Consider the following 22243-nt stretch of genomic DNA (forward strand, 5'->3'; position numbering starts at 1 on the left):
TATGGTTAGGGTTAAAGTACCTGCTACTTCTGCAAATCTTGGAGCTGGTTTTGATTGTATGGGATTAGCTTTTGAGCTTTTTAATGTGTTTGAATTTGAAGAGATTAAAGAAGGCTTGGAGTTTGAAGGTGTAAAAGAAGAGTATTGCAATAAAGATAACATCATATATGAAGCCATGATGTTATGTTTTAATAGAGCAGATTATAAGCCTACTGGACTTAAGATAAGTATTTTAGAAGAGAATATTCCGATTTCAAGAGGTCTTGGAAGCAGCTCTAGCTGTATAGTTGGGGGGCTTTTAGGAGCAAATGAACTTATGGGTTCTCCCTTTAACTTAGAGGAACTTTTTAATATGTCTGTAGAAATAGAAGGGCATCCAGATAATGTAGCGCCAGCTTTTTTTGGCGGAATTGTAGTTTCTTCTATGGAAGATGGTAAAGCTTATTATAATAAGGTGGATATAAAAGAGGGAATAGAATTTTTATCATTTATTCCAAGTTTTACTTTATCTACAGAGAAGGCAAGAAAAGCACTTCCAGCTACAATACCATTTAAGGATGGGGTTTATAATGTTGGAAAAGCTGCTCTTACTTTAAGTTGTTTCTATTTAGGCAATTATGATATGCTAAAGTATGCTTGTAAGGATAAACTTCATGAACCATATAGAAGCAAACTTATACCTAACTTTGAGGAGATAACTAAAGAAGTTTTGGATTTGGGAGCATTGTGTGTTTTTTTAAGCGGAGCAGGTCCAACTATTATGAGTATAGTTAAGAAAGAGGATAATACCGCTAAAGATAAAATAAAGGCTCATATGACTAAGTTTGAAAAAGAGTGGTCAGTTGTAACACTTAAGGAAAACAATATAGGGGCCGAAATAATTAAAGGGTGAGTTAAGATGAATAGTAATTATATACTTGTGGATAAAAGGGTTTTGCCAGAAGTATTTGAAAAGGTATTAAAGGCAAAGAGATTATTAAAAGATGGGAAAGTTAAGGAAATAACTGAGGCTGCTAAGGTAGTTGGAATTAGTAGAAGTGTATATTATAAATATAAGGATTATGTTTTTGAATTCGCAGAAAGCAGACATGGAAGAAAGTTTACCTTTAATATGATTATTTCTCATAAAAAAGGAGTTCTCTCAAGTTTATTGAATTTTTTAACTGAAAAAGGTGGAAATATACTAACAATAGATCAAGGAATTCCTATAAACAATCTAGCAAATGTAAGTATTACCATGGATATAACTTCTTTAGAAGGGGATGCAACAGACCTTTTAGAAGATTTATACTTGGTAGATGGCGTAGAAAAGGTAGATTTTGTCGCAATGGAATAAAGTTAAACTTATACCCACAAGGGGCACAATGTCTAGGGTCGTGCCACTGTTATCTCCCACTTTAATAGGGGTGGGAGAGTTACAGTGGCTAGACATCAGATAAATTTAAGAAGTAATTAAGAATTTAAGAAGATATATTTAAGAAAAGTACGATAAGATATAATCATAAACTTAAAACGGAGGACTATCAATGAAAAATATATTGAAAAATCATTGGGGAAAACTTCTTACAGCTATGATTATTATTGTACTTTCTTTTTATGGATTTATTTATAGAGAGAGTTTAGCTCAAGCAATAAACTTAATGAAAGATCCGAAAGCAATTAGTTTATATATAGAAAGTTATGGTCACTTTGGAGTGTTAATGTTTATTTTACTTCAAGTCACTCAAGTAGTTATATTCTTTATACCAGGGGAAGTCACCCAGGCAGCTGGAGGATATATTTTTGGAACATTTCTTGGAACACTATATTCTATTATAGGAATAAATTTAGGTTCAGCAGTATTATTTTTTGGAACAAGAAGGTTTGGGAATTCTTTAGTGGATAAAGTTGTACCTGAAAAGTTAAAACGACCATTTGAAAAGCTTTTAAATGCTAAGAAGATAAACTTAATAGTATTTTTAATATATTTAATTCCAGGAATACCTAAGGATAGTTCAGTATTTTTATGTGCTCTATCTAGAATCAGTTTTAAAGATTTTCTAATCTACTCAACACTTGGAAGAATGCCAGCATTAGTTATATCTTCTTTTTATGGAGCTAATATAGCTACAGGGAACATGCACATTATAATAATTTTATCCGTTATAATGGTAGTAGGTTTAGGAATATGTATGATGTTAAAGAAATTTTTTATGGAAAAACTAGCAAAAATAAGTTAAATAGATTAATTAAAAATCCATTATGATATATTCATAGTGGATTTTACCTATTTTAAATGAAACTTACCTTTGACATAATGATGGTTTTTAATTAATCTTGTATTAGAGTCTTTTTAAGGAAGAGAGTAATATAGAGAAAGGGTGATAGGAGTGAGTATATATTTTGATAACGCAGCAACTACTCCACCTACAGAAGAAGTTATAGAATCAGTAGTAGTAGGAATGAAAGAATATTATGGCAATCCATCTTCTCTTCATAAGTTAGGGTTAAATGCAGAAAGAATGTTATTAACTAGTAGAGAAGAGTTAGCTAAAACTATAAATGCAACTTCAGATGAAATATTTTTTACTTCAGGAGGAAGTGAAGGAAATAACTTTATATTAAAAGGAATTGGAAAATCAGGGAACAATATTATTACAACTAAATTTGAACATCCTTCAGTTTTAAATGCTTTAAATGAGCTAAGAGAACAGGGAATAATAGTTCATGAATTATCTCTTAATGAAAATGGTGAAGTTGATTTAGAAGAACTAAAAAGCTTTATAGATAAAAATACTGTATTAGTATCCATAATGCATGTTAATAATGAAATCGGAACTATTCAGCCTATTGAAGAAATAGGGAAAATAATTAAAGATAATTCTACTAGAGCAAAATTTCATGTAGACGGAGTTCAAAGTTATGGTAAAATAGCTATTGATGTTAAAAAAGCTAATATAGATTATTTAACTGTAAGTTCTCATAAATTTCATGGACCTAAGGGAGTAGGTTTTTGTTATATAAGAAAAGGCTTAAGACTAAAACCATTGATTTCAGGTGGTGGACAAGAGTCTGGTTTTAGAAGTGGAACTGAAAACTTACCTGGAGTAATGGGAATGGTTGTAGCAGCAAAGATGGCACAAGCCTCAATTAAAGAAAGTTATAAAAAGGTTTGGGAAATAAAAGAACATTTTATAGAAAAACTTAAAGGAATAGAAAATATAAAAATAAATTCTCCTCAAAAGGAAAACATAAGTCCATACATATTAAATGTTTCTTTTACTGGTATAAGAGGAGAGGTTCTTTTACATGCCCTTGAGGAAAATGGTATATTTGTATCCACAGGTTCTGCTTGTTCATCAAGAGGTGGCAAAGAGAGTCATGTATTAAAAGCTTTAGGTTTAGATTATAAAGACATAGATGGTGCTATAAGATTTTCTTTTTCAAGATTTAATACCATAGAAGAAGTGGATTTATCCAATGAAGCACTTAAGAAATCATTGTTATTTTTAAGGAGAGTTAGAAAATGAAAAAATTATTACTTATAAAAAGTGCCCCTGAGATATTTTTAAAGGGACTAAACAGAAATAAATTCGAGAGACTATTAAAAAAGAATATAGCTAAAAAACTTGAAGGAATAGAATATGAATTCATCACAGACATGGGAAGATGGTTCGTATATTCAGAAGATTTAGAAGAAGCTTGTAGTAGAGTTAGAAAAGTATTTGGAGTAACTCAGGTTTGTATAGTAACTCAAATAGAAAGAGATTATGAAGAAATTAAAAAACTTGCTTTAAGTAAGGTAATAGAAGCTAAAGCATCAAACTTCAAAATAGAAACTAATAGAGCTAATAAAGAATTCCCTAAAAATTCTATGGAAGTTTCAAGAGAAGTTGGAGGATATGTTTTAACTAACTATGAAGGTGAGCTTTCAGTTAAAATAAATGATCCTGAATGTTTAGTTAAGGTTGAGATAAGAGATAAGGCTTATCTATATACTAAGTTAGACATAGTAAAAGGAGAAGGTGGTCTTCCTTATGGAGTTAATGGAAGCACTATGCTTATGTTATCTGGTGGAATAGATTCACCTGTAGCTGGATATATGATGGCAAGAAGAGGGGTAGAACTTCACTGTGTATATTATCACTCTCACCCATATACTTCAGAAAGAGCTAAGGATAAGGTTAAGGATTTAGCAAAAGTATTAGCAAGTTATACAGAAAAAGTTAATCTATATGTAGTTCCATTTACAGAGATTCAAATGGGCATAATTGAGAAATGTAGAGAAGATGAGCTTACAATAATCATGAGGAGATTTATGATGAGAGTAGCTTGTGAATTGGCTGAACAAAAAGGAATTCAATCAGTATCTACTGGCGAAAGTATAGGTCAAGTAGCATCTCAAACTATGGAAGGTTTAATAGTTTCAACAGATGTAGCAGATAGACCAGTATTTAGACCATTAATATCAATGGATAAAGAAGACATAATGGATATATCAAGAAGAATAGGAACTTATGATATATCTATAAGACCATATGAAGACTGTTGTACAATATTTGTACCTAAACATCCTAAAACCAAACCACAAGTAGAGCCAATAAGAAAATCAGAAGAAGCTTTAGATATCGATGCTTTAGTTAAAGAAGCTGTAGATAATGTTGAGGTTTATAGATTCTAGAATTTAATATAAAAATAGAGTAGTCCTGCTTTTGCAGGACTATTTTTTGTTTTGTAATAACTATGAAAATAATGATTGAAATATACTTATTATAACTAGTTATTTGAATCTATTATCTCTTTCAAAGTAACATTTTCATTTATAAATCTAGAATCACTTTTTTGATTTTTTAGTTTAATAGCTTTTTTAGGACAGTTTTGAATACAAGCTAAACAATGTTGACAGTTACCATTAAATTTAGGTTTAGTGGAAACCGTTATGTTGTTAACTGGGCATACTTTTTCACAAATTTTGCAACTTATACAACTGTCATTAACTATAAATTTTTTATCAAAATTAGGGTCATATAATTTTTCATTAAGAGATCTTACAATTTCAGAAACCTTGGAGTGTTTTTTCAAGTAAATTTTATTTGAAGATACTTCTTCAATAATTTTATTAAGATTACCCTCGATATTTTTTTTGGATTGAGTTTTTATCTGTTTGTACATGTCAAATCCAGGAAGATAGTTATCTACCATTACCATTTCATTTACGTAAGAAAACTTTATTCCGTTTCTTTCACCTATTTTTAATAGATGTATTGTAGATGCTCCTGCATACATTCCGTAAGTAGCTATTCCAAAAAAATAATTACTCTTAAGTTTAGCTTTATCCAAAAATTCCTCAACTATTTTCGGTACGCCGCTATGATATACTGGAAAAACTATACCTATTTTATCATCCTCAAAATCAAGTTTATTTTCTTTTAATAGTTTTGGTATAGAGTAATAATCGGCTTCAAAGCTTTTTGCTACATATAAATTATTACCTGTTGCTGTAAAATAAAAAATTTTCATAAGCTCCTCCTCTTAGTAGTGTTACAATTGTAACGCTATATTGGATATAGTATAATATAAGAAAATAGCGAAAATCAATATCTTAAGATAGAAGTGTTACAAAAGAGAGGGATTTGTTTATGGGAAATAATAATGCACAAAACCTAATTACAAAAGAGAGTATTTTCACAGCTTTAATGATTTTAATGGAGAAAAAGAATTTCAAGGAAATATCAATAACAGAATTAACTAAAAAAGCTGGGGTATCACGAATGGCTTTTTATAGAAATTATAATAATTTAGAAGATATTATAACTGACTATTTAGATGAATTTTTTGAGGCGTCATATAAAGAGTTAGTTATATGCGAAAAAAATGATAATAATGAAATTCTAATAAGATTTTTTTCATATTTTAGAGAACATAAAAAATTAATCGACAACTTAATTAAAGCTAATTTAGCTAACTTAATACTAGAAAGATGTACTAACATATTCTATTCCTTATCCAAAGAAGTAGTATGTTCTAATCCTCATCCACAAGAAGTTCAAAAATTTATAATTGAATTTGTTTCAGGAGGACTATACAAAATTTTAATAGAATGGGCTAAAAGCGGAATGAAAGAATGTGATGAAAAAATGGGAAGTATTATACATTCATTAATGATTGGAGCTTCGGAAAAGACCATAATATCATACTAAGAGATAAGGAAAATAAGAATAAATATCTTATAGATTAATAGCTACTGGGATGATAAGCATAATACTTCAAATATTCTCAATATATTAATAAAATAATAGAGAGATACTAATATATATAGATTATTAGTCTTCATAAGGAGGATAATAGTATGAAAAGACGATTAGCGGTAATATCTTTAATAATTAGTATATCTATTTTATTATTTCAAAATAAGGCATGGGGTGTTGAAAAAACACCATATACTAAGTTAGGATTACCTTATAAATATACACCAGAAGAAGGATCTATAGAAGAATTATATAAAGATATAATAGCTACACTTATAGAACCATATATAACTAAAGAAATAGAAAAATATTATGGAAAAGCATATATGTACGATTTGTTTGATATGGAATTTTTAAAAATAGAAAGACCAAATGGATATAGAAGTTTTTCTTTTATTGTTACGGTTGAAGTAAGACCATTTATCGGAGCACATAATACCCTTGGTGTAGATGATATAATTATGAAAATAGAAGCTGGAGAAGTGAAAGTTGAAAAATTTAAACATATAAAAAGTTTTCCTATACCTGATTATTTAAAACAAGAAGTATCTTAATTTTAAGAACTTCTTTTTATTTTACAAAAATCTCAAGAACATATTGACAGAAAGTTGAATAAGATGTACTATAAATACATATTAACAAATTGATAATATCAAAAGGAAAATAAGTATTAAGATTTAGGAGGAATGCAAAATGATTTATTTTAATAATGAAAAAATAGATATAAAAAAGTTTCCTAATGGTGAGGCACTTATTCATAGTGGTGATTTAAATATAAAAGATAATAATGAGATTAAGGTTAAGTTTGAAAATAATGAAGATATAACTAATTTGATATTTTTAAAAGGACATTTAGATGAGTTAAGAGTAAAGTGTAGTTTAGTACTTCCCTATATGCCTTACAGCAGAATGGATAGAACTGAAGGTGTAACAGTATTTACTTTAAAGTATTTGTGTAAGTTAATTAATAGTTTAGATTTTGAAAATGTAACAATTTATGAACCTCATTCTGAAGTATCTGTTGCACTAATAGATAGAGTAAAAGTAGTAAATATGTCTAAGAAACTTACAGAGCAATTGATAGAAGAATTAAATGATGAAAATGTATATCTAGTTTATCCAGATGCAGGAGCCTCAAAGAGATATGCTCATCAGATAGCTTATGAAAAGATATTAACTGCAAATAAGGAACGTGATTTTAAAACAGGATTCATAAACAAGTTAGAAATCAATGGTGAGGTAAAAAGTAAAAACTTTAAGGCTATTATAGTGGATGATTTATGTTCAAAAGGAGGAACCTTTGAACTTACAGCTTCTAAGCTTAAAGAAATGGGTGCAGGAGAGATATATCTTGTAGTTACCCATTGCGAAGATACAATATTTGAAGGCAAGTTATTAGATAGCGATTTAATAACAGGAATATATACGACTAATAGTATTTTGAGTAAAGATCATAAAAAAATTAAGGTATATGAGATTTAAGGAGGAATTTAAGATGAAAAAATTATTAGTAGTTATTGATTATCAAAAGGATTTTGTGGATGGAACTTTAGGGTTTAAAAAGGCTGAAACTCTAGAATCAGGAATATATGATAAGGTTAAAAAGTATTTAGAAAATGGAGATAAGGTTTTATTTACCTATGACACTCATTATGATGAATATTTAGAAACTAGAGAAGGTAAAAACTTACCTGTAGTTCACTGTATTAAAGGAACTAATGGGCACGAGCTTTATGGAAGACTTAATGAATTTTTAGGGAAAGAAAATACCCTACATTATGAAAAAGAAGGTTTTGGTTTATCTCCAAAAGATGTGATTAGACTCTCAGAAGAATTAGGAGAGGAAATTAATGAGATAGAGCTTGTAGGTGTTGTAACTAATATATGTGTAATAAGTAATGTGGTAATGCTTCAATCACAATATAGAAATGCAGAGATTCTAATAGACGCAAGTCTTTGTGCAAGTTTTGATGATTCACTTCATGATAAAGCACTAGATGTAGCAGAAGGAATACACATAAAAGTAGTAAATAGGGGGAATTAAGCATGATAAGTCCATTTTTATTAACAGATTTTTACAAAACAATACATCATATGTGTTATGCAGAAGGAATGACGAAGCTAGTAAGTTACTGGACACCAAGAATGTCTAGAAAAGAAGATATGCACAAGGTAGTCATGTTTGGCCTTCAACCTTTTTTAAAGAAGTATTTAATTGAGTATTTTAATGATAATTTCTTTTCAAGAGATAAAGAAGAAGTTATATCAGAGTATAAGAGAGTAATATCCAAAACCATGGGGGATATAGCGTCTGATACAAAGCATATTGAAGCACTGCACGATTTAGGATATCTTCCTATACAAATTAAAGCTGTTGAAGAAGGCTTTAGGGTAAATATCAAAACCCCTATGATTGAGATAACTAATACTCATGAAGATTTTCCTTGGCTTGTAAATTATCTAGAAACTTTTATGAGTTGTAATATATGGCAGCCTATGACTAGTGCAACTATTGCCTATAGATATAGAGAGATAGTAGAGAAATATTTTGAACTAACTGTAGATAATGGGGAGGTTAAAAGAGCTTGTGGAGACTTTAGTATGAGAGGTTTCAGTTCAATAGAAAGTGCAGAAATAAGTGCCTCAGCTCACCTCTTATCTTTTGTAGGTACGGCTACAATACCTGCTATAACTTATTTAGAGGAGTATTATAATGCTAACTTAGATAAAGAGGTAATAGGAGTTGGAACGCCATCTACAGAGCATAGCGTAATGTGCAGCTATGGAGAAGATGAGTTCTCAGCTTATAAAAGATTAATAACTGAAGTTTTTCCAAAAGGACCGTTAAGCATAGTATCTGATACCTATGACTACTGGAGTGTTATAACCTCAATACTTCCAAGACTTAAAGAAGAAATTTTAAATAGGGATGGAAAGGTAATTATAAGAGGGGATAGCGGAGATCCAGTGAAAATAATCTGTGGAGACAAAAATGCAGAAAAAGGCAGTGATGAGTATAAAGGAACTGTGGAACTTCTATGGGATATATTTGGAGGAGAAGTTAATTCAAAGGGATATAAGGTTTTGAACCCTAAAATAGGAACCATATATGGTGACAGCATAACTGTAGAAAGATGTGAAGATATTTGCAAAGGCTTAGAAGAGAAGGGTTTTGCAGTAAATAATTGTACCTTTGGAATAGGTTCTTATACCTACCAGTATAACACACGAGATACCTTTGGATTTGCATTAAAAGCAACTCATGCAGTAATAAATAATGAAGAAAAATTCATTTTTAAGGCTCCTAAGACTGACAAAGACAACTTCAAAAAATCTCAAAAAGGTATGTGTTATGTTTATAAAGAAGGGGAAGATATTTTATATAAAGATGAATTAACTATAGAAAAGCAGGCCTCATATAAAGACAACTTGCTAGAACTTGTATTTAAGGATGGAAAGTTAATAAAAGATTATTCATTAGAGGAAATAAGAAATAGACTACATGGAAGTTTTTAAATAAGGAGGGGTAGAAGTATGAGAGAAAATTTTAAGGTTGAGAAGGTATGTGAAGAAATTAAAGAATGGATTAGAGACTATTTCGAAAAACAACCTAATGCTAAAGGTGCTATTATTGGAATCAGTGGAGGAAAAGACAGCACAATAACCTCAAAACTTTTAGTTGAAGCTTTAAGGAAGGAAAGAGTATTTGGTGTTTTAATGCCAAATGGGGAGCAAAAGGATATAGAAGATAGCTTGAAGATTGTAGATCTATTAGGAATTAATTATAAAGTAGTGGACATAGAGAAGGCATATAAGGGATTATTAGAAGGAATTGATGAAGCGAGCTTATCAAAAGATGGAAAAATAAATATTCCACCAAGACTTAGAATGACTACCTTGTATGCTATAGGCTCCTCCATGCATTATAGAGTATGTGGTACAGGAAATAAATCAGAAGGTTTCGTAGGATATACTACAAAGTGGGGAGATAATGCCTATGACTTTAATCCTATAGGTGACTTAACTACAGAGGAAGTAATGGCTATAGGTGATTATTTAGGATTGCCTTATGAGTTAGTCCATAAAACTCCAAGTGATGGATTGACAGGAGAATCTGATGAGGAAAAACTAGGTTTTACCTATAAACAAATTAATGATTATATAGAAAAAGGAACTAGCGGAGATAAAGAAGTAGATGATAAAATAAAAGCTAAACATGACTATAATAAGCATAAAGGAATTTTGCCGCCTAAATATGAGCTGCAATAGGTAGAGACTATGGAAGAGATTAAAAATAAGCAAGGATTAACAGAAGAAGAGTTTTTAAAAAAATATAAGGATGATATATATAAGAAGCCATCTTTTACAGTAGATATGCTTATATTTACTGTAATGGATAAAGAGAAAGAAAACTACAGAAAGCTTCCTGAAAAAGCTTTAAAAGTTCTACTAGTAAAAAGAGGAGATCATCCTTATATAGGTAAATGGGCTCTTCCAGGAGGCTTTGTAGGAATTGATGAGAGTTTGGATGAAGCTGCTTTGCGTGTATTAGAAGCAGAAACAGGAATAGAAGATATCTATATGGAACAACTATACACTTGGGGAGAAGTAAGTAGAGATCCAAGAACAAGAGTGGTAAGTTCTTCTTATATGGCACTAGTTGATAGCAAATCTTTAAATATTACAGCTGGTGAAGATGAAACAGACGCCAGTTGGTTTAACGTTAGTTATGATATATTAGAAGAAAAGAAAACGTCAGTAGAAAATGGATATATATACGAGCAATTAGTAGAAATAAAACTTTGGAATGAAGTAGAGACATTATCAGCTAAAATAAAAACTACAGAGAATCTAGAGGGAAAAATAAAAAGAGAACTTATTGAAAATGAAGGATTAGCCTTTGATCATGGAAAGTTTATAGAATATGCTGTTGAGAGATTAAGAAATAAAATAGAATATACCAGCCTAGCTTTTAATCTTATGCCAGAATTATTTACATTAACAGAACTTCAACAAGTTTATGAAATAATTCAAGGAAAAGAACTTTTAGCAGCTGCCTTTAGAAGAAAGATAGCAAACATGGTAGTTGAAACAAATGAATACACAAAAGATGCTGGACATAGACCTTCAAAACTATTTAGATATAATTCAGGGTGGAAAAGAGGATTCAACTAGGAATCCTCTTTTTATATGTAAGTGTTTATTTTAAGATATACCTTTTCTTCTAAATATGTAAACAGCATTGTCTTCTGATGGTGGAAGTATATATGAAGATAGTTTTTCGCTATATTCCATAGTAAAATTCTTTTGAAGGTTATATGTTTCGTGGTTACAGGAGTATACGGAATTTTTAGTGCCTACTACAATATAAAGATTAACAGAATCAGTTGTAAAGACATCTTTTTCAAAACTGTTTCCTGGCGGTGGCCATGAGCAGATTACTGTAGACGGATTATACTTATTTAAAGCTGATTTTGAATCAATTTTTTCAACAAAATCAGGATATTTAATGTAATGTTCCCAACTGTAGTTATCCGAAGCTATACAGTTTACTTTTGATTTGTTTGAAAATTTTGTTAAAGTACCATCTCCAGCAGCAATTTCAAGGCATGTACTATCTTTAATAATATCTGAAATAGCCTTTATAAATTGTTGAGAATAAAAACAGTAAATTCCCTTTTTATTAACAAGAGGCATAAGTATTTTCTTTTTTAGAATAAAAGGCCATACTAGTTTAAAAGAAGATAAGGATACTGGTTTTCTAACTAGATCTTTTTTAAAAAGAATTTTTTGAAGCAGTAACCCATCCCATAGATTGAAACGAACAGTACCAGAGTTTTCACCAGATTGTGCCATGAAATTAGCTTTTTCCAGAAGATTTATTGCAAGTCTAGCTTTAATGACATCTGGTAAAAAGCTATTGATAGTTTTAGTATTTCCATTAGATTTATTGATTTTATCAATTGCAAAACTGGCTTTATTTCTGTAAGAACTAATAATAGAGTTTATATTATTAATACTGCTATTACTGTGAATACTAGAAAAAGAGTTTATAACAGAATCATTTAAATCAGGATAAAGTTCAGCAAGCGTTTCAGAATCAACTTTGCCTTGAAGTATTTTTTGAACAGTCTCTTTTGTAAAATTCATCAATTCACCCCATTTATATTTATAACTTCTATTAATCTAATTTCATGGATAATTATAGCATATTATGAAGAGATATTCATAGTGAGATACCTTTACGTAGCTGAAAAAATAAAGTATATTATATAAGTAATTTTTCTTTGAATTTTAAGAGAATTACTTATATTTTTTATAAAGGATTAATGTGAACTCATGAGATTAGATAAATTTTTAGCGCAATCAGGTATTGGAAATAGTAAAACTGTAAGAGTATATATACAAGATGGAAAAGTAAAAGTTAATGGACAGATTGTTATAAAGCCCGCAATAACAATTAATGAAAATGAGGACATAGTTGAGTACCTTGATGAAAAAATTTCTTATATGGGAAAAGCCTATTATATGTTTAATAAACCTTCAGGGTGTGTTACTGCAAGAAGAGATGAGAAATATAAAACAGTATTTGACTTCTTCAAAGAGGAGAATATGAATGGTGTATCTCATGTTGGAAGATTAGATAAAGATACAGAGGGCTTATTATTACTTACAAATGACGGTGAGCTTAATAATAAGTTGATGAGTCCACTGAAACATGTTGATAAAAAATATTTCTTCATAGCATTAGGATTTTTAGATGAAGAGTGTATTGATAGATTAGAGCAAGGTGTATCTATAGGAGTTAATGAAGAGATAACAAAACCATCAAAGCTAGAAAAAGTAACCAATGGTATTTATAAAGATTTTGAGAATGAAAGTGAACTTATAAAAGTTTATAATGAGTCATCAAATTACTATAAACAGCCAGCCGTATCAGGATATCTCACAATCTCAGAAGGACGTAAGCATCAAGTAAAACGAATGCTTAAAGCAGTAGGATGTCATGTTATATATTTAAAAAGAATTTCAATCGGAGAGTTAGTGCTTGATGAATCCTTAGGAAAAGGAGAATATAGAAGTTTAGAAAAAGGTGAAATAAAAAAATTATTAGGGAAATTCGATGTGAGTTAGATTAATTATCTAGCTCACTTTTTTTTGCGAAGAACTAAGGAACTTTAGAAGCAAAAAATAAAGGAACTTTAGAAGTTAAGAAGTAAAGAACTTTACTGGCAAAGAACTTTAGATTCAAAGAACTAAAAAACTTTAATGCAAAAGTTCCATGTTTACAATAATAACGTTATTTAATTAATAAGATAATAGGGTTATTACAATATTATTTCTTGAATTAATCCTTTGTTTGTTGACAAATTTTTATAATCTAGTATAATTTAATCTAAATACTTCATCAATTTATCAGAATAAAGTGATGAAGCAAAGTGATTGGGGGCTATAATTGTGGCGGTGAAAAATTTCTTACCTGAGGGGTCTAGAGATTTAATCTCGGAGGACTGTTACAAGAAAGAGGAAATCAAGAGGTTTCTTGAGAAGAAAATGGAGATTTGGGGCTATGAACAGATAATAACACCTACCTTAGAGTATTATGATATCTTTAATTCTCATCCAGAAGGTTTTAAACAGGAAGACATGTATAAGTTCTTTGATAACAAAGGAAAAATTCTTGTCTTAAGACCAGATATGACTATTCCAATAGCAAGAGTTGTTAGTACAAAGTTAAAAGAATATAAGAGGCCTATTAGAATAAGATATACTTCAAATATTTATAGAGTCAATGAAGCTTTTGGGGGAAAAGCAAATGAAATAACTCACTGTGGGGCTGAGTTAATAGGAAAAGAAACTTTAGAGGGAGATTTAGAGGTTATATTTCTAGCTATAAATTCATTAAAGGCCTTAGGTCTTAAGGGTTTTAAGATTGAGCTTGGGCATATGGGGATAATAACTTCTATATTTGATGAGATAGATATATCTGAGGAACTTAAAGAGAAAATAGCAGTTTTAATAGAGAAAAAGAGACTTGGAGAGCTTGAGAATATATTAGAAGAAATAAGCTTAGAAGAATCTAAAAAAGAGTTTCTCAAAAAGCTTCCATGGCTATTTGGTAGCGAAGAGATACTAGAATCTATTAAAAAGCTAGATATATATGCACAGATAAAAGAGCCCGTAGAGTATTTAGAAAATCTTTTAGAAGGAATTAAAAAATTAAATCTAAAGGAGTATGTGTCTATAGACATGGGAATGATACCTAAAATAAATTACTATACAGGCATAATAATAAGAGGTTATGTACAAGGTGTCGGAAAATATGTGCTCCAAGGAGGACGATATGATAATTTAATCAAATCCTTTGGTGTTGATAATGGAGCAATAGGTTTTGCAATAGATATAGATTCCTTAGTGGATATTTACGAAATTAAAGAAAAACTTCTAGAGAAAAAAGTTTATTTCTATAATGAAAAGTTTTTACAAGCTTTAGAAAAGGCAGAGGAATTAACAACTGGTGGATATAAAGTTAGACTAATTCCTATAACTGGAGATATAGAAATAGGTGAAAATGAAATAGTGCTTTAATATGGAGGGGTATCGTGGCAATAAATATAGCTTTAACTAAGGGGAGATTAGAAAAGGAAAGTATCAAGATATTTGAGAAAGCAGATTTTGATGTATCAGCTTTAAAGGATAAAGGGAGAAAACTTATATTTAAAGATAACAAGATGGACTATAACTATTTTTTAGTTAAAAGTGCTGATGCTATAACCTATGTTGAACATGGAGTAGCCGATATAGGAATAGTTGGAAAAGATACTTTAATAGAGAGTAATTCTAATTATTACGAGATGTTAGATTTAAAGATAGGACAGTGTAAGTTTATAGTAGCATCACTTCCAGATTCAAAGTTATTTAAATCCTACAGTAATATAAAAATAGGGACAAAGTATCCGAATGTAGCTAAAAAATACTTTTATGAAAAAGGAATGGATGTTGAAATAATAAAAATTGAAGGTTCTGTAGAGCTGGCACCTATATTAGGGTTATGCGATGGAATCGTGGATATTATGGAAACAGGAACAACACTAAAAGAGAATGGGCTTATAGTAAAAGATGAAATATGTGATATCAGTGCAAGAGTTATAGTTAATAACACTGCCTTTAAATTAAAAGAAAAAGAAATAAAAGAATTTTTATTTAAGGTTAGTGAGGTAATATAGTAAAAAAAGAGGGGGCTATATATGTTAAGAATTTTTAGATTCAATGAGGAAAACAGAGACACAGTAATAAAAGAACTAAAAGATAGAGAAGGAAAAGAAGATAAAAAAATTCTTAATTCTGTGGAAGAAATTATAAGCAAGGTAAGGACTGAAAAGGATAAGGCACTTAAAGATTTAACTAAAAGCTTTGATGGGGTAGAGCTAGATGATTTAAAGGTATCTTATTCAGAAATTGAAGAAGCTTTTAGTTTAGTTGAAGAAGATTTTATAGAATCGCTTCAAAAAGCCAAAAAGAATATCTATAAATTTCATGAGATGCAAAAGGGAAATTCATGGATAAATACTGAAGCTAATGGAGTATATATGGGGCAAAGAATTATTCCATTAGATAAAGTAGGGGTTTATGTTCCAGGAGGAACAGCAGCTTATCCATCTTCTGTACTTATGAATACTATTCCTGCTAAAGTTGCAGGAGTAAATAAAATTATTATGACTACACCACCTTCTAAAAATGGAAAGGTAAATCCATATATTTTAGTTGCAGCTAAAATTGCAGAAGTAGATGAAATTTATAAGGTTGGTGGAGCTCAAGCTATAGCGGCTTTAGCTTATGGAACTGAAAGTATCGAAAAGGTGGATAAGATAGTAGGGCCAGGAAATATTTATGTAGCTACAGCTAAAAAACTGGTTTTTGGGAATGTAGATATAGATATGATAGCAGGGCCTTCTGAAATATTGGTTATAAGTGATGAAACTAGTAAAAAGGAATATATAGCAGCAGACTTATTGTCTCAAGCTGAACATGATGTTTTAGCATCTTCAATATTTCTAACAACCTCAGAAGAACTATTAAATGGTGTTTGTGAAGAAATGAGTAAGCAAACTGAGGAGCTTAGCAGAAAAGAGATTATAACAAAATCCATGAGTAAATACGGTATAGGAATACTTTGTGAAAGTATAGAGCAGTGTATAGAACTTTCAAATATAATATCGCCAGAGCATTTAGAACTTATGGTAGCTAATCCTATGGAGCTACTTGGAAAAGTTAAAAATGCTGGAAGTGTATTCTTAGGACAATATACTCCAGAACCAGTTGGGGATTATTTTGGAGGACCTAATCATGTATTGCCAACCTCAGGAACAGCAAGATTTTTTTCAGCTTTATCAACAGATAGCTTTATCAAAAAATCTTCATATATATATTATTCAAAGGAAGCCTTTTATGAGGCATCTAAAGACATAATTAATCTAGCTAGTAAGGAGGGGTTAACAGCCCATGCAAATTCAATAAAAGTGAGGTTGAAGTAATATGAAAAAGATAAATTCTTATAAATCAATGGATAGATCAAAACCAATAAGGCTTAATTCTAATGAAATATCTACTAATATGTATAGGGATTCCATATTCTCAATGACTTCAATATTATCAACTATTCAGTTTAACAGATACCCAGAGGATAATCCTTTAGCTTTAAAAAAGGCTTATGGAAAATATGCAGGTGTAAGTGAAAAGAACATAATAGTTGGTAATGGCTCTGACGAGATGATAAATCTTATGATTACTTCAACTATATCAAAGGGGAAAAAGCTATTAACCTTAGATCCTGATTTCTCTATGTTTGAGTTTTATACCTCCCTACAAGACGGAAAGCTTATAAAAATAGACATTAATAAGGCTGGGAAAGTAGATATAGGCAAGCTTATTAAAAAAGGTAAAGCTGAAGAAGTAAGTTTAATTATAGTATCTAATCCTAATAATCCTTCTGGAATAGTTTTATCTAATGAAGACATAATCAGAGTGTGTGAGGCTTTTGATGATATCCCTATAGTAATTGATGAAGCTTATTATGAGTTTTATGGAGAAACTATGATTGGATATATAAATAAATATAAGAATTTAATTATTACTAGAACCTTATCTAAAGCATGGGGGTTATCTTCTTTAAGAGTTGGATTTTTAATAGCCTCAGAAGAAAAAGTAAATGAACTTATAAAATATAAGGCACCATACAATGTTAATAGTATTTCTCAGGCTTTAGCTGTAATAGCTTTAGGCTACGTTGAGCTAGTTAGGCAAAATACTGCAACAGTTATTGAAGAGAGAGAAAATCTTATAGAAAAGCTAAAGAGAATAGAGAAAGAAAGTTGTATGGATATAGTTTTTTATCCATCTAAAGCAAATTTCATATTTGGAAGAACTTCTTATAAGGAAGCTCTTATAAATGGACTTAAAAATAAGAACATATTAATAAGAGATTTTGAAGATGATGATAGCTTTAGAATTACTATTGGAACTTATCAAGAAAACAAAAAGTTAGTGGAAGCCTTGGAAAGTATATTAATTTATCAAGGAGATTATGGATATGAAGTTGAGAGCATCTAATAAAGAAAGAAAAACCAAGGAAACAGAAATTAAAATAGAACTAAATTTAGATGGAAAAGGAAATGCAGAAATTAATACTGGAGTAGGTTTTTTTGATCATATGTTAACTTTACTTGTTTTTCATAGCTCTTTTGATTTAAGGGTTGAAGCTAAAGGAGATTTATATGTAGATGATCACCATTTAGTTGAGGATACAGGGATCTTACTTGGGCAGGCAATAAAGGAAGCTTTAGGAGATAAAAAGGGAATAAAAAGGTATGGAACATTTTTTCTGCCTATGGATGAAGCTTTAGCTATGGTGTCTTTAGATATATCAGGAAGAGGATTTTTACATTTTGAAGGTGAGTTTAATAGAGAAAGTATAGGAAATTTCTCAACTGAGATGGTTAAGGAGTTTTTTAGAGCTTTAGCTATAAATGGGGAAATAACGTTACATGGAAGAATTCTTTATGGGGAGAATGATCATCACAAGATTGAAGGTTTATTTAAAGCCTTAGGAAGAGCATTAAAAGAAGCAGTAACTATTGATGAAGATAATAAAGATAAGATTCCATCATCAAAGGGGACTCTCTAGGAGGAAGTTGTATGATAAGTATTATAGATTATGGCATGGGTAATCTTAAAAGTGTAGAAAATGCTTTTAAGTTTTTAGGAATAGAGGCAGTTATTACAAGAGATGAAAAAGAAATAAAGAATTCTAAAGGGATACTTCTTCCTGGAGTTGGGGCATTTCCAGATGCTATGAAAAATTTAAAAGAATATAATCTTGATAGCATAATTAAAGAGGAAGTAAAAAGAGGAAAACCCCTGCTTGGGGTATGTCTTGGTATGCAGCTTCTTTTTTCTAAGAGTTATGAAGGTGAAGAGTGTGAGGGGTTAGATTTAATTGCAGGAAGCATTAAAAAGCTTCAAGGAGATATAAAAATACCTCATATAGGATGGAATTCTTTAGAGTTTAAAAGGGAAGATAAACTTATAGATGGATTAAAAGAGGAGAGCTATGTGTATTTTGTTCACTCCTTTTTTGCTACCGAGATTAAGGAAGAAGATTTACTTGCCTATAGTATTTATGGAGATAATAAAATACCTGCCTTAGTTAATAGAGGCAATGTATATGGAGCACAATTTCACCCAGAAAAAAGTGGAGATGTGGGGCTTAAGATTCTAGAAAATTTTTGGGGGATGATTAAATGATAATATTACCTGCAATAGATATAAGAGGGGGCAAAGCTGTTAGATTATATCAAGGAGACTACGAAAAGGAAGAAGTTGTAGCTAAGGATATATACGAGCAAGCAAAAGAGTTTCAAAAGCTAGGGGCAACTCACCTTCATTTAGTGGATTTAGATGGTGCTAAACAAGGGGCAGGAATTAATGAAGAAATAATATTAAAACTTGCAAAAACCGTTGATATGTCCATTGAAGTTGGTGGAGGAATAAGAACTCTAGCTAGGATTGATAAGCTATTAGGAAATGGGATAGATAAGGTTATATTAGGTACAGCTGCTATGGAGCAAGAGGATTTAGTGAAAGCAGCATTAGCTAAATATGCAGAGCGTATTAGTGTAGGTGTAGATGCTAGAAATGGCAAGGTGTGTGGAAATGGATGGCTTAGTGAAAGTGATTTAGATTATATTGATTTCACTAAGAAAATGGCTGACCTTGGAGTTTATAATGTAATAGTTACTGATATAAGTAGAGATGGAACCCTTCAAGGGGCTAATATTGAGATGCTAAAAACTCTTAGTGAAAAGGTTGATATAAAAATAACTGCTTCTGGTGGAGTAAAAGATATTGAGGATATTAAGAAACTTAAAGAGGCAGGAATATATGCAGCTATAACAGGAAAAGCCATTTATTCAGGAGAACTTTCCTTAAAGGAAGCTTTAGAGGTAGGTGGAGAATATGCATACTAAAAGAATAATACCTTGCTTAGATGTAGCAGAAGGTAAGGTTGTTAAAGGTATAAACTTTAAAAGTTTAGTAAATGTAGGAGATCCTGTAGAGCTTGCAGATTATTACAGCAAGGAAGGGGCAGATGAATTAGTTTTCCTAGATATTAAAGCTACTCATGAAGGTAGAGGAATCATGGAAGACATGGTAAGGAGAACTGCTGAAAAAGTATTTATTCCTTTTACCGTAGGTGGTGGACTAGGTTCTTTAGAAGATATAAAGAGGATATTAAGAGCTGGAGCAGATAAGGTATCTCTTAACTCAGCAGCAGTAAAAAATAAAGAGTTAATAAAAGAAGGAGCCTACTACTTCGGTTCACAATGTATCGTTTTAGCTGTAGATGCTAAAAGAAGAGAAACAAAAGATGGCTGGAATGTTTATGTTCATGGAGGCAGAATTGACACAGGTATCGATGTTCTTAAATGGATAGAAGAAGGTGTTAACCTTGGAGTTGGTGAAATTCTCTTAACTTCTATGGATAGAGATGGTACTAAAGAAGGCTTTGACAATGAGCTTTTAGCCAAGGTTAATGATATAGTAAATGTTCCAGTAATAGCTTCTGGGGGCTGTGGAAGCTTAGAACACTTCTATGATACCTTTAATGAAGGGAAAGCAGATGCGGCCTTAGCAGCTTCTTTATTTCATTACGGGGAGCTGACTATAAATGAGGTTAAGGATTATTTAAGAGGAAGAGATATACCAATAAGGAAATAGAGGTTAGAGATATGTTTGATATTGAAAATTTAGATTTTAATAAAGGGAATTCTTTAATACCAGCTATAGTTCAGGACTTTAATACAAAAGAAGTTTTAATGCTTGCATATATGAACAAGGAGAGCCTTAAAAGAACTATAGAAGAAGGCACTACTTGGTTTTACTCTAGAAGCAGAAATGAATATTGGAATAAGGGAGCAACTTCTGGTAATATGCAATACGTTAAGGAAATGTATTATGACTGTGATGGAGATACAATACTTATTTTAGTAGAGCCAAAGGGACCAGCTTGCCATACAGGTAAAGTGAGCTGCTTTTTCAATAAAATTGAGAGGTAATTAATTATGGAGAATGTAATAGAGAATTTATATAAAATAATTTTAAGTAGAAAAGAAGAGGGAGAAGAGGGGTCTTATACTAAATATCTTTTTGATAAAGGGTTAGATAAAATATTAAAAAAGGTAGGGGAAGAAGCTACAGAAGTCATTATAGCAGCTAAGGGAGATAATAAAGAAGAACAGGTAGCTGAAATATGCGATTTAACCTATCATCTTTTAGTTTTAATGGCAGAGCTTAATATACCTATAGAAGAGGTTAGCGAGGAACTTAACAAAAGAGCTAAAAAGATAGGGAATTTAAAAGAAGAGAGAAAAGAGATAGAAAAATTATAAGGCTAAAGTAGAACAGATTAAGTATCAGTTCTACTTTAGCCTTTAAGCTTTATGGGCCTCAGTTGAAGCTTGTTTTTTAAATATTATAGTTTTATTTATAATAAATCCGAATATACCAGTGATCATTGCTGCAAAAAGTGCTGAGGCATTTGCACGTAACTCTCGTGGTATATGAAAGATGTGTATTTGAGTCAACTTAACTAAAATTATTGCATCTAAAAAACTTAAGACTGCTAGCAGGGAGATATAACTAAAATAGGATTTTGCACATGCCTTAGTCTTAAATGTAAATTTTCTATTTAGAAAATAACCTGTAGTTGAATAAATACTAAAAGAGATTAACTTAAAGAAATAGTTTATTTCCCCTAAGTAGTGGCCTGATACAGCCCAAAGAACATTCAATACTATTAAGTCTATTATTACGTTTGATGTACCAACTAAAGTGTATGTAATAAATTGAATAATTGAACTTAAATTATATGCTTTTTTGTCCAAAGTGGTCCCCCCATAAATTCTTTTAATTATTAATTATTTATGTAGTTTGTAAGGCCAATCGCTAAGCCCTTCATAAATATGATAAATTTTTTCATATTCTAATTCTTTTAAGGTTTCTATAGCTAAATGACTGCGTCTGCCTGTTCTACAATATATCAAAATAGGTTCTTCCTTACTAGAGGAAAAATCCTCTATATCAAATTCTAAGTCTTCATAAGATATATTATCAGCACCAGGAATATGACCATCTCTATACTCAGAAGAGCTTCTAACATCTAAAATTTTAAGGTTAGGATTTGAATCTATAAGTTTTTTTGTTTGGGTATATGTTAAGTTAATTATCTTGCTTTCCATTATATTTCTCCTCATTTATACAAATACAAAGATATTCTATCACAATAATTTTAGTTTGTACTGAAATTATTATAAATTTAAGAATATATACACCTTATTGCTGTAGAAGTTCTTAGAACTTCATTAAATTCGTTAAATTAACTAATATTCTGTAGAAGACTCCAAAGGAGGCTTCATCAAATTCACTCTATTATTTATTTTATGAGTGGTATAATTAGA

27 protein-coding genes are annotated in these 22243 nt (G+C 30.5%); 23 read left to right on the top strand and 4 right to left on the bottom strand.

Going from position 1 to position 22243, the window contains the following annotated elements; translation table 11 throughout:
* Nucleotide 1 precedes the first annotated feature (1 nt).
* The 5 genes from thrB (at nt 2) to thiI (ending at nt 4660) form a co-directional block, all read left to right on the top strand.
* Nucleotides 2-892, top strand: a complete 891-nt coding sequence (thrB, locus tag P8F83_RS01445) for a homoserine kinase (RefSeq protein WP_326513138.1) — start codon at nt 2-4, stop codon at nt 890-892.
* Nucleotides 893-898: 6 nt separating this feature from the next.
* A complete protein-coding gene (locus P8F83_RS01450) occupies nt 899-1336 on the top strand; it encodes an ACT domain-containing protein (RefSeq protein ID WP_326513139.1) in 438 nt (145 codons plus the stop codon).
* A 190-nt stretch (nt 1337-1526) separates the two neighbouring features.
* A complete protein-coding gene (locus tag P8F83_RS01455) occupies nt 1527-2219 on the top strand; it encodes a TVP38/TMEM64 family protein (RefSeq protein WP_326513140.1) in 693 nt (230 codons plus the stop codon).
* Nucleotides 2220-2369: 150 nt separating this feature from the next.
* On the top strand, nt 2370-3509 hold the full coding sequence (locus tag P8F83_RS01460) for a cysteine desulfurase family protein (protein WP_326513141.1): 1140 nt from the start codon (nt 2370-2372) through the stop codon (nt 3507-3509).
* Entirely contained in the window at nt 3506-4660 is a 1155-nt protein-coding gene (gene thiI, locus P8F83_RS01465; RefSeq protein ID WP_326513142.1) for a tRNA uracil 4-sulfurtransferase ThiI, read from the top strand. The genes P8F83_RS01460 and thiI overlap by 4 nt, the downstream gene beginning before the upstream one ends.
* Nucleotides 4661-4755: 95 nt before the next feature.
* Here the strand turns inward: thiI and P8F83_RS01470 are convergent, their stop codons facing one another.
* Nucleotides 4756-5499 (bottom strand): EFR1 family ferrodoxin, encoded by a 744-nt coding sequence (locus tag P8F83_RS01470; protein WP_326513143.1) that lies wholly within the window; start codon nt 5497-5499, stop codon nt 4756-4758.
* A gap of 119 nt (nt 5500-5618) precedes the next feature.
* Between P8F83_RS01470 and P8F83_RS01475 the strand changes: the two genes are divergently transcribed.
* From P8F83_RS01475 to P8F83_RS01505, 7 genes are all read left to right on the top strand, one after another.
* Nucleotides 5619-6179 carry a TetR/AcrR family transcriptional regulator gene (locus P8F83_RS01475; protein WP_326513144.1) on the top strand — a complete coding sequence of 187 codons (561 nt, stop codon included), beginning with the start codon at nt 5619-5621 and terminating at the stop codon, nt 6177-6179.
* Between the two features lie 149 nt (nt 6180-6328).
* Nucleotides 6329-6781 carry a DUF3888 domain-containing protein gene (locus P8F83_RS01480; RefSeq protein ID WP_326513145.1) on the top strand — a complete coding sequence of 151 codons (453 nt, stop codon included), beginning with the start codon at nt 6329-6331 and terminating at the stop codon, nt 6779-6781.
* A 139-nt stretch (nt 6782-6920) separates the two neighbouring features.
* Complete coding sequence (locus P8F83_RS01485; RefSeq protein ID WP_326513146.1) at nt 6921-7709, top strand: ribose-phosphate pyrophosphokinase; 789 nt, start codon at nt 6921-6923, stop codon at nt 7707-7709.
* A 13-nt stretch (nt 7710-7722) separates the two neighbouring features.
* A complete protein-coding gene (locus P8F83_RS01490) occupies nt 7723-8271 on the top strand; it encodes a cysteine hydrolase family protein (protein ID WP_326513147.1) in 549 nt (182 codons plus the stop codon).
* Between the two features lie 2 nt (nt 8272-8273).
* Nucleotides 8274-9743, top strand: coding sequence for a nicotinate phosphoribosyltransferase (locus P8F83_RS01495; protein ID WP_326513148.1), 1470 nt, complete (start codon nt 8274-8276; stop codon nt 9741-9743).
* 18 nt (nt 9744-9761) lie between these two features.
* Nucleotides 9762-10496 (top strand): NAD(+) synthase, encoded by a 735-nt coding sequence (nadE, locus tag P8F83_RS01500; RefSeq protein WP_326513149.1) that lies wholly within the window; start codon nt 9762-9764, stop codon nt 10494-10496.
* 9 nt (nt 10497-10505) lie between these two features.
* Nucleotides 10506-11402, top strand: a complete 897-nt coding sequence (locus tag P8F83_RS01505; RefSeq protein WP_326513150.1) for an NUDIX hydrolase — start codon at nt 10506-10508, stop codon at nt 11400-11402.
* 30 nt (nt 11403-11432) lie between these two features.
* Here the strand turns inward: P8F83_RS01505 and P8F83_RS01510 are convergent, their stop codons facing one another.
* On the bottom strand, nt 11433-12377 hold the full coding sequence (locus tag P8F83_RS01510) for an SAM-dependent methyltransferase (protein WP_326513151.1): 945 nt from the start codon (nt 12375-12377) through the stop codon (nt 11433-11435).
* 189 nt (nt 12378-12566) lie between these two features.
* Between P8F83_RS01510 and P8F83_RS01515 the strand changes: the two genes are divergently transcribed.
* The 11 genes from P8F83_RS01515 to hisE all read left to right on the top strand — a co-directional run bounded on the left by P8F83_RS01515 (nt 12567) and on the right by hisE (nt 21175).
* Nucleotides 12567-13361 carry a pseudouridine synthase gene (locus tag P8F83_RS01515; protein WP_326513152.1) on the top strand — a complete coding sequence of 265 codons (795 nt, stop codon included), beginning with the start codon at nt 12567-12569 and terminating at the stop codon, nt 13359-13361.
* A gap of 324 nt (nt 13362-13685) precedes the next feature.
* Entirely contained in the window at nt 13686-14816 is a 1131-nt protein-coding gene (gene hisZ, locus P8F83_RS01520; protein ID WP_326513153.1) for an ATP phosphoribosyltransferase regulatory subunit, read from the top strand.
* Nucleotides 14817-14830: 14 nt separating this feature from the next.
* Nucleotides 14831-15454, top strand: a complete 624-nt coding sequence (gene hisG, locus P8F83_RS01525) for an ATP phosphoribosyltransferase (RefSeq protein ID WP_326513154.1) — start codon at nt 14831-14833, stop codon at nt 15452-15454.
* A gap of 21 nt (nt 15455-15475) precedes the next feature.
* Nucleotides 15476-16762, top strand: a complete 1287-nt coding sequence (hisD, locus tag P8F83_RS01530; protein ID WP_326513155.1) for a histidinol dehydrogenase — start codon at nt 15476-15478, stop codon at nt 16760-16762.
* 1 nt (nt 16763) lies between these two features.
* A complete protein-coding gene (gene hisC, locus P8F83_RS01535; protein ID WP_326513156.1) occupies nt 16764-17837 on the top strand; it encodes a histidinol-phosphate transaminase in 1074 nt (357 codons plus the stop codon).
* On the top strand, nt 17818-18411 hold the full coding sequence (gene hisB, locus P8F83_RS01540; RefSeq protein WP_326513157.1) for an imidazoleglycerol-phosphate dehydratase HisB: 594 nt from the start codon (nt 17818-17820) through the stop codon (nt 18409-18411). The genes hisC and hisB overlap by 20 nt, the downstream gene beginning before the upstream one ends.
* An 11-nt stretch (nt 18412-18422) precedes the next feature.
* The gene (gene hisH / locus P8F83_RS01545; protein ID WP_326513158.1) at nt 18423-19031 is read left to right on the top strand and encodes an imidazole glycerol phosphate synthase subunit HisH; all 609 of its coding nucleotides are present in this window, start codon (nt 18423-18425) and stop codon (nt 19029-19031) included.
* Nucleotides 19028-19753 carry a 1-(5-phosphoribosyl)-5-[(5-phosphoribosylamino)methylideneamino]imidazole-4-carboxamide isomerase gene (gene hisA / locus P8F83_RS01550; RefSeq protein WP_326513159.1) on the top strand — a complete coding sequence of 242 codons (726 nt, stop codon included), beginning with the start codon at nt 19028-19030 and terminating at the stop codon, nt 19751-19753. Before hisH ends, hisA begins: the two co-directional genes overlap by 4 nt.
* Nucleotides 19743-20504 carry an imidazole glycerol phosphate synthase subunit HisF gene (gene hisF, locus P8F83_RS01555; RefSeq protein ID WP_326513160.1) on the top strand — a complete coding sequence of 254 codons (762 nt, stop codon included), beginning with the start codon at nt 19743-19745 and terminating at the stop codon, nt 20502-20504. The genes hisA and hisF overlap by 11 nt, the downstream gene beginning before the upstream one ends.
* Nucleotides 20505-20515: 11 nt before the next feature.
* Nucleotides 20516-20842 (top strand): phosphoribosyl-AMP cyclohydrolase, encoded by a 327-nt coding sequence (gene hisI, locus P8F83_RS01560; protein ID WP_073017857.1) that lies wholly within the window; start codon nt 20516-20518, stop codon nt 20840-20842.
* Nucleotides 20843-20848: 6 nt separating this feature from the next.
* Entirely contained in the window at nt 20849-21175 is a 327-nt protein-coding gene (gene hisE, locus P8F83_RS01565; RefSeq protein WP_021802893.1) for a phosphoribosyl-ATP diphosphatase, read from the top strand.
* A 42-nt stretch (nt 21176-21217) separates the two neighbouring features.
* Here the strand turns inward: hisE and P8F83_RS01570 are convergent, their stop codons facing one another.
* Entirely contained in the window at nt 21218-21670 is a 453-nt protein-coding gene (locus tag P8F83_RS01570; protein WP_326513161.1) for a GtrA family protein, read from the bottom strand.
* 33 nt (nt 21671-21703) lie between these two features.
* On the bottom strand, nt 21704-22024 hold the full coding sequence (locus P8F83_RS01575) for a rhodanese-like domain-containing protein (RefSeq protein WP_326513162.1): 321 nt from the start codon (nt 22022-22024) through the stop codon (nt 21704-21706).
* Nucleotides 22025-22243 lie beyond the last annotated feature (219 nt).

The organism is Clostridium intestinale, from assembly GCF_035905475.1.
Taxonomy (GTDB): domain Bacteria; phylum Bacillota; class Clostridia; order Clostridiales; family Clostridiaceae; genus Clostridium_T; species Clostridium_T intestinale.

Excerpts from the sequence above, each read along its gene's own strand:
- thrB (WP_326513138.1), top strand. The coding sequence starts at position 2 with ATGGTTAGGGTTAAAGTACCTGCTACTTCTGCAAATCTTGGAGCTGGT.
- P8F83_RS01450 (WP_326513139.1), top strand. The coding sequence starts at position 899 with ATGAATAGTAATTATATACTTGTGGATAAAAGGGTTTTGCCAGAAGTA.
- P8F83_RS01455 (WP_326513140.1), top strand. The coding sequence starts at position 1,527 with ATGAAAAATATATTGAAAAATCATTGGGGAAAACTTCTTACAGCTATG.
- thiI (WP_326513142.1), top strand. The coding sequence starts at position 3,506 with ATGAAAAAATTATTACTTATAAAAAGTGCCCCTGAGATATTTTTAAAG.
- P8F83_RS01470 (WP_326513143.1), bottom strand. The coding sequence starts at position 5,499 with ATGAAAATTTTTTATTTTACAGCAACAGGTAATAATTTATATGTAGCA.
- P8F83_RS01475 (WP_326513144.1), top strand. The coding sequence starts at position 5,619 with ATGGGAAATAATAATGCACAAAACCTAATTACAAAAGAGAGTATTTTC.
- P8F83_RS01480 (WP_326513145.1), top strand. The coding sequence starts at position 6,329 with ATGAAAAGACGATTAGCGGTAATATCTTTAATAATTAGTATATCTATT.
- P8F83_RS01485 (WP_326513146.1), top strand. The coding sequence starts at position 6,921 with ATGATTTATTTTAATAATGAAAAAATAGATATAAAAAAGTTTCCTAAT.
- P8F83_RS01490 (WP_326513147.1), top strand. The coding sequence starts at position 7,723 with ATGAAAAAATTATTAGTAGTTATTGATTATCAAAAGGATTTTGTGGAT.
- P8F83_RS01495 (WP_326513148.1), top strand. The coding sequence starts at position 8,274 with ATGATAAGTCCATTTTTATTAACAGATTTTTACAAAACAATACATCAT.
- nadE (WP_326513149.1), top strand. The coding sequence starts at position 9,762 with ATGAGAGAAAATTTTAAGGTTGAGAAGGTATGTGAAGAAATTAAAGAA.
- P8F83_RS01505 (WP_326513150.1), top strand. The coding sequence starts at position 10,506 with ATGGAAGAGATTAAAAATAAGCAAGGATTAACAGAAGAAGAGTTTTTA.
- P8F83_RS01510 (WP_326513151.1), bottom strand. The coding sequence starts at position 12,377 with ATGAATTTTACAAAAGAGACTGTTCAAAAAATACTTCAAGGCAAAGTT.
- P8F83_RS01515 (WP_326513152.1), top strand. The coding sequence starts at position 12,567 with ATGAGATTAGATAAATTTTTAGCGCAATCAGGTATTGGAAATAGTAAA.
- hisD (WP_326513155.1), top strand. The coding sequence starts at position 15,476 with ATGTTAAGAATTTTTAGATTCAATGAGGAAAACAGAGACACAGTAATA.
- hisC (WP_326513156.1), top strand. The coding sequence starts at position 16,764 with ATGAAAAAGATAAATTCTTATAAATCAATGGATAGATCAAAACCAATA.
- hisB (WP_326513157.1), top strand. The coding sequence starts at position 17,818 with ATGAAGTTGAGAGCATCTAATAAAGAAAGAAAAACCAAGGAAACAGAA.
- hisH (WP_326513158.1), top strand. The coding sequence starts at position 18,423 with ATGATAAGTATTATAGATTATGGCATGGGTAATCTTAAAAGTGTAGAA.
- hisA (WP_326513159.1), top strand. The coding sequence starts at position 19,028 with ATGATAATATTACCTGCAATAGATATAAGAGGGGGCAAAGCTGTTAGA.
- hisF (WP_326513160.1), top strand. The coding sequence starts at position 19,743 with ATGCATACTAAAAGAATAATACCTTGCTTAGATGTAGCAGAAGGTAAG.
- hisI (WP_073017857.1), top strand. The coding sequence starts at position 20,516 with ATGTTTGATATTGAAAATTTAGATTTTAATAAAGGGAATTCTTTAATA.
- hisE (WP_021802893.1), top strand. The coding sequence starts at position 20,849 with ATGGAGAATGTAATAGAGAATTTATATAAAATAATTTTAAGTAGAAAA.
- P8F83_RS01575 (WP_326513162.1), bottom strand. The coding sequence starts at position 22,024 with ATGGAAAGCAAGATAATTAACTTAACATATACCCAAACAAAAAAACTT.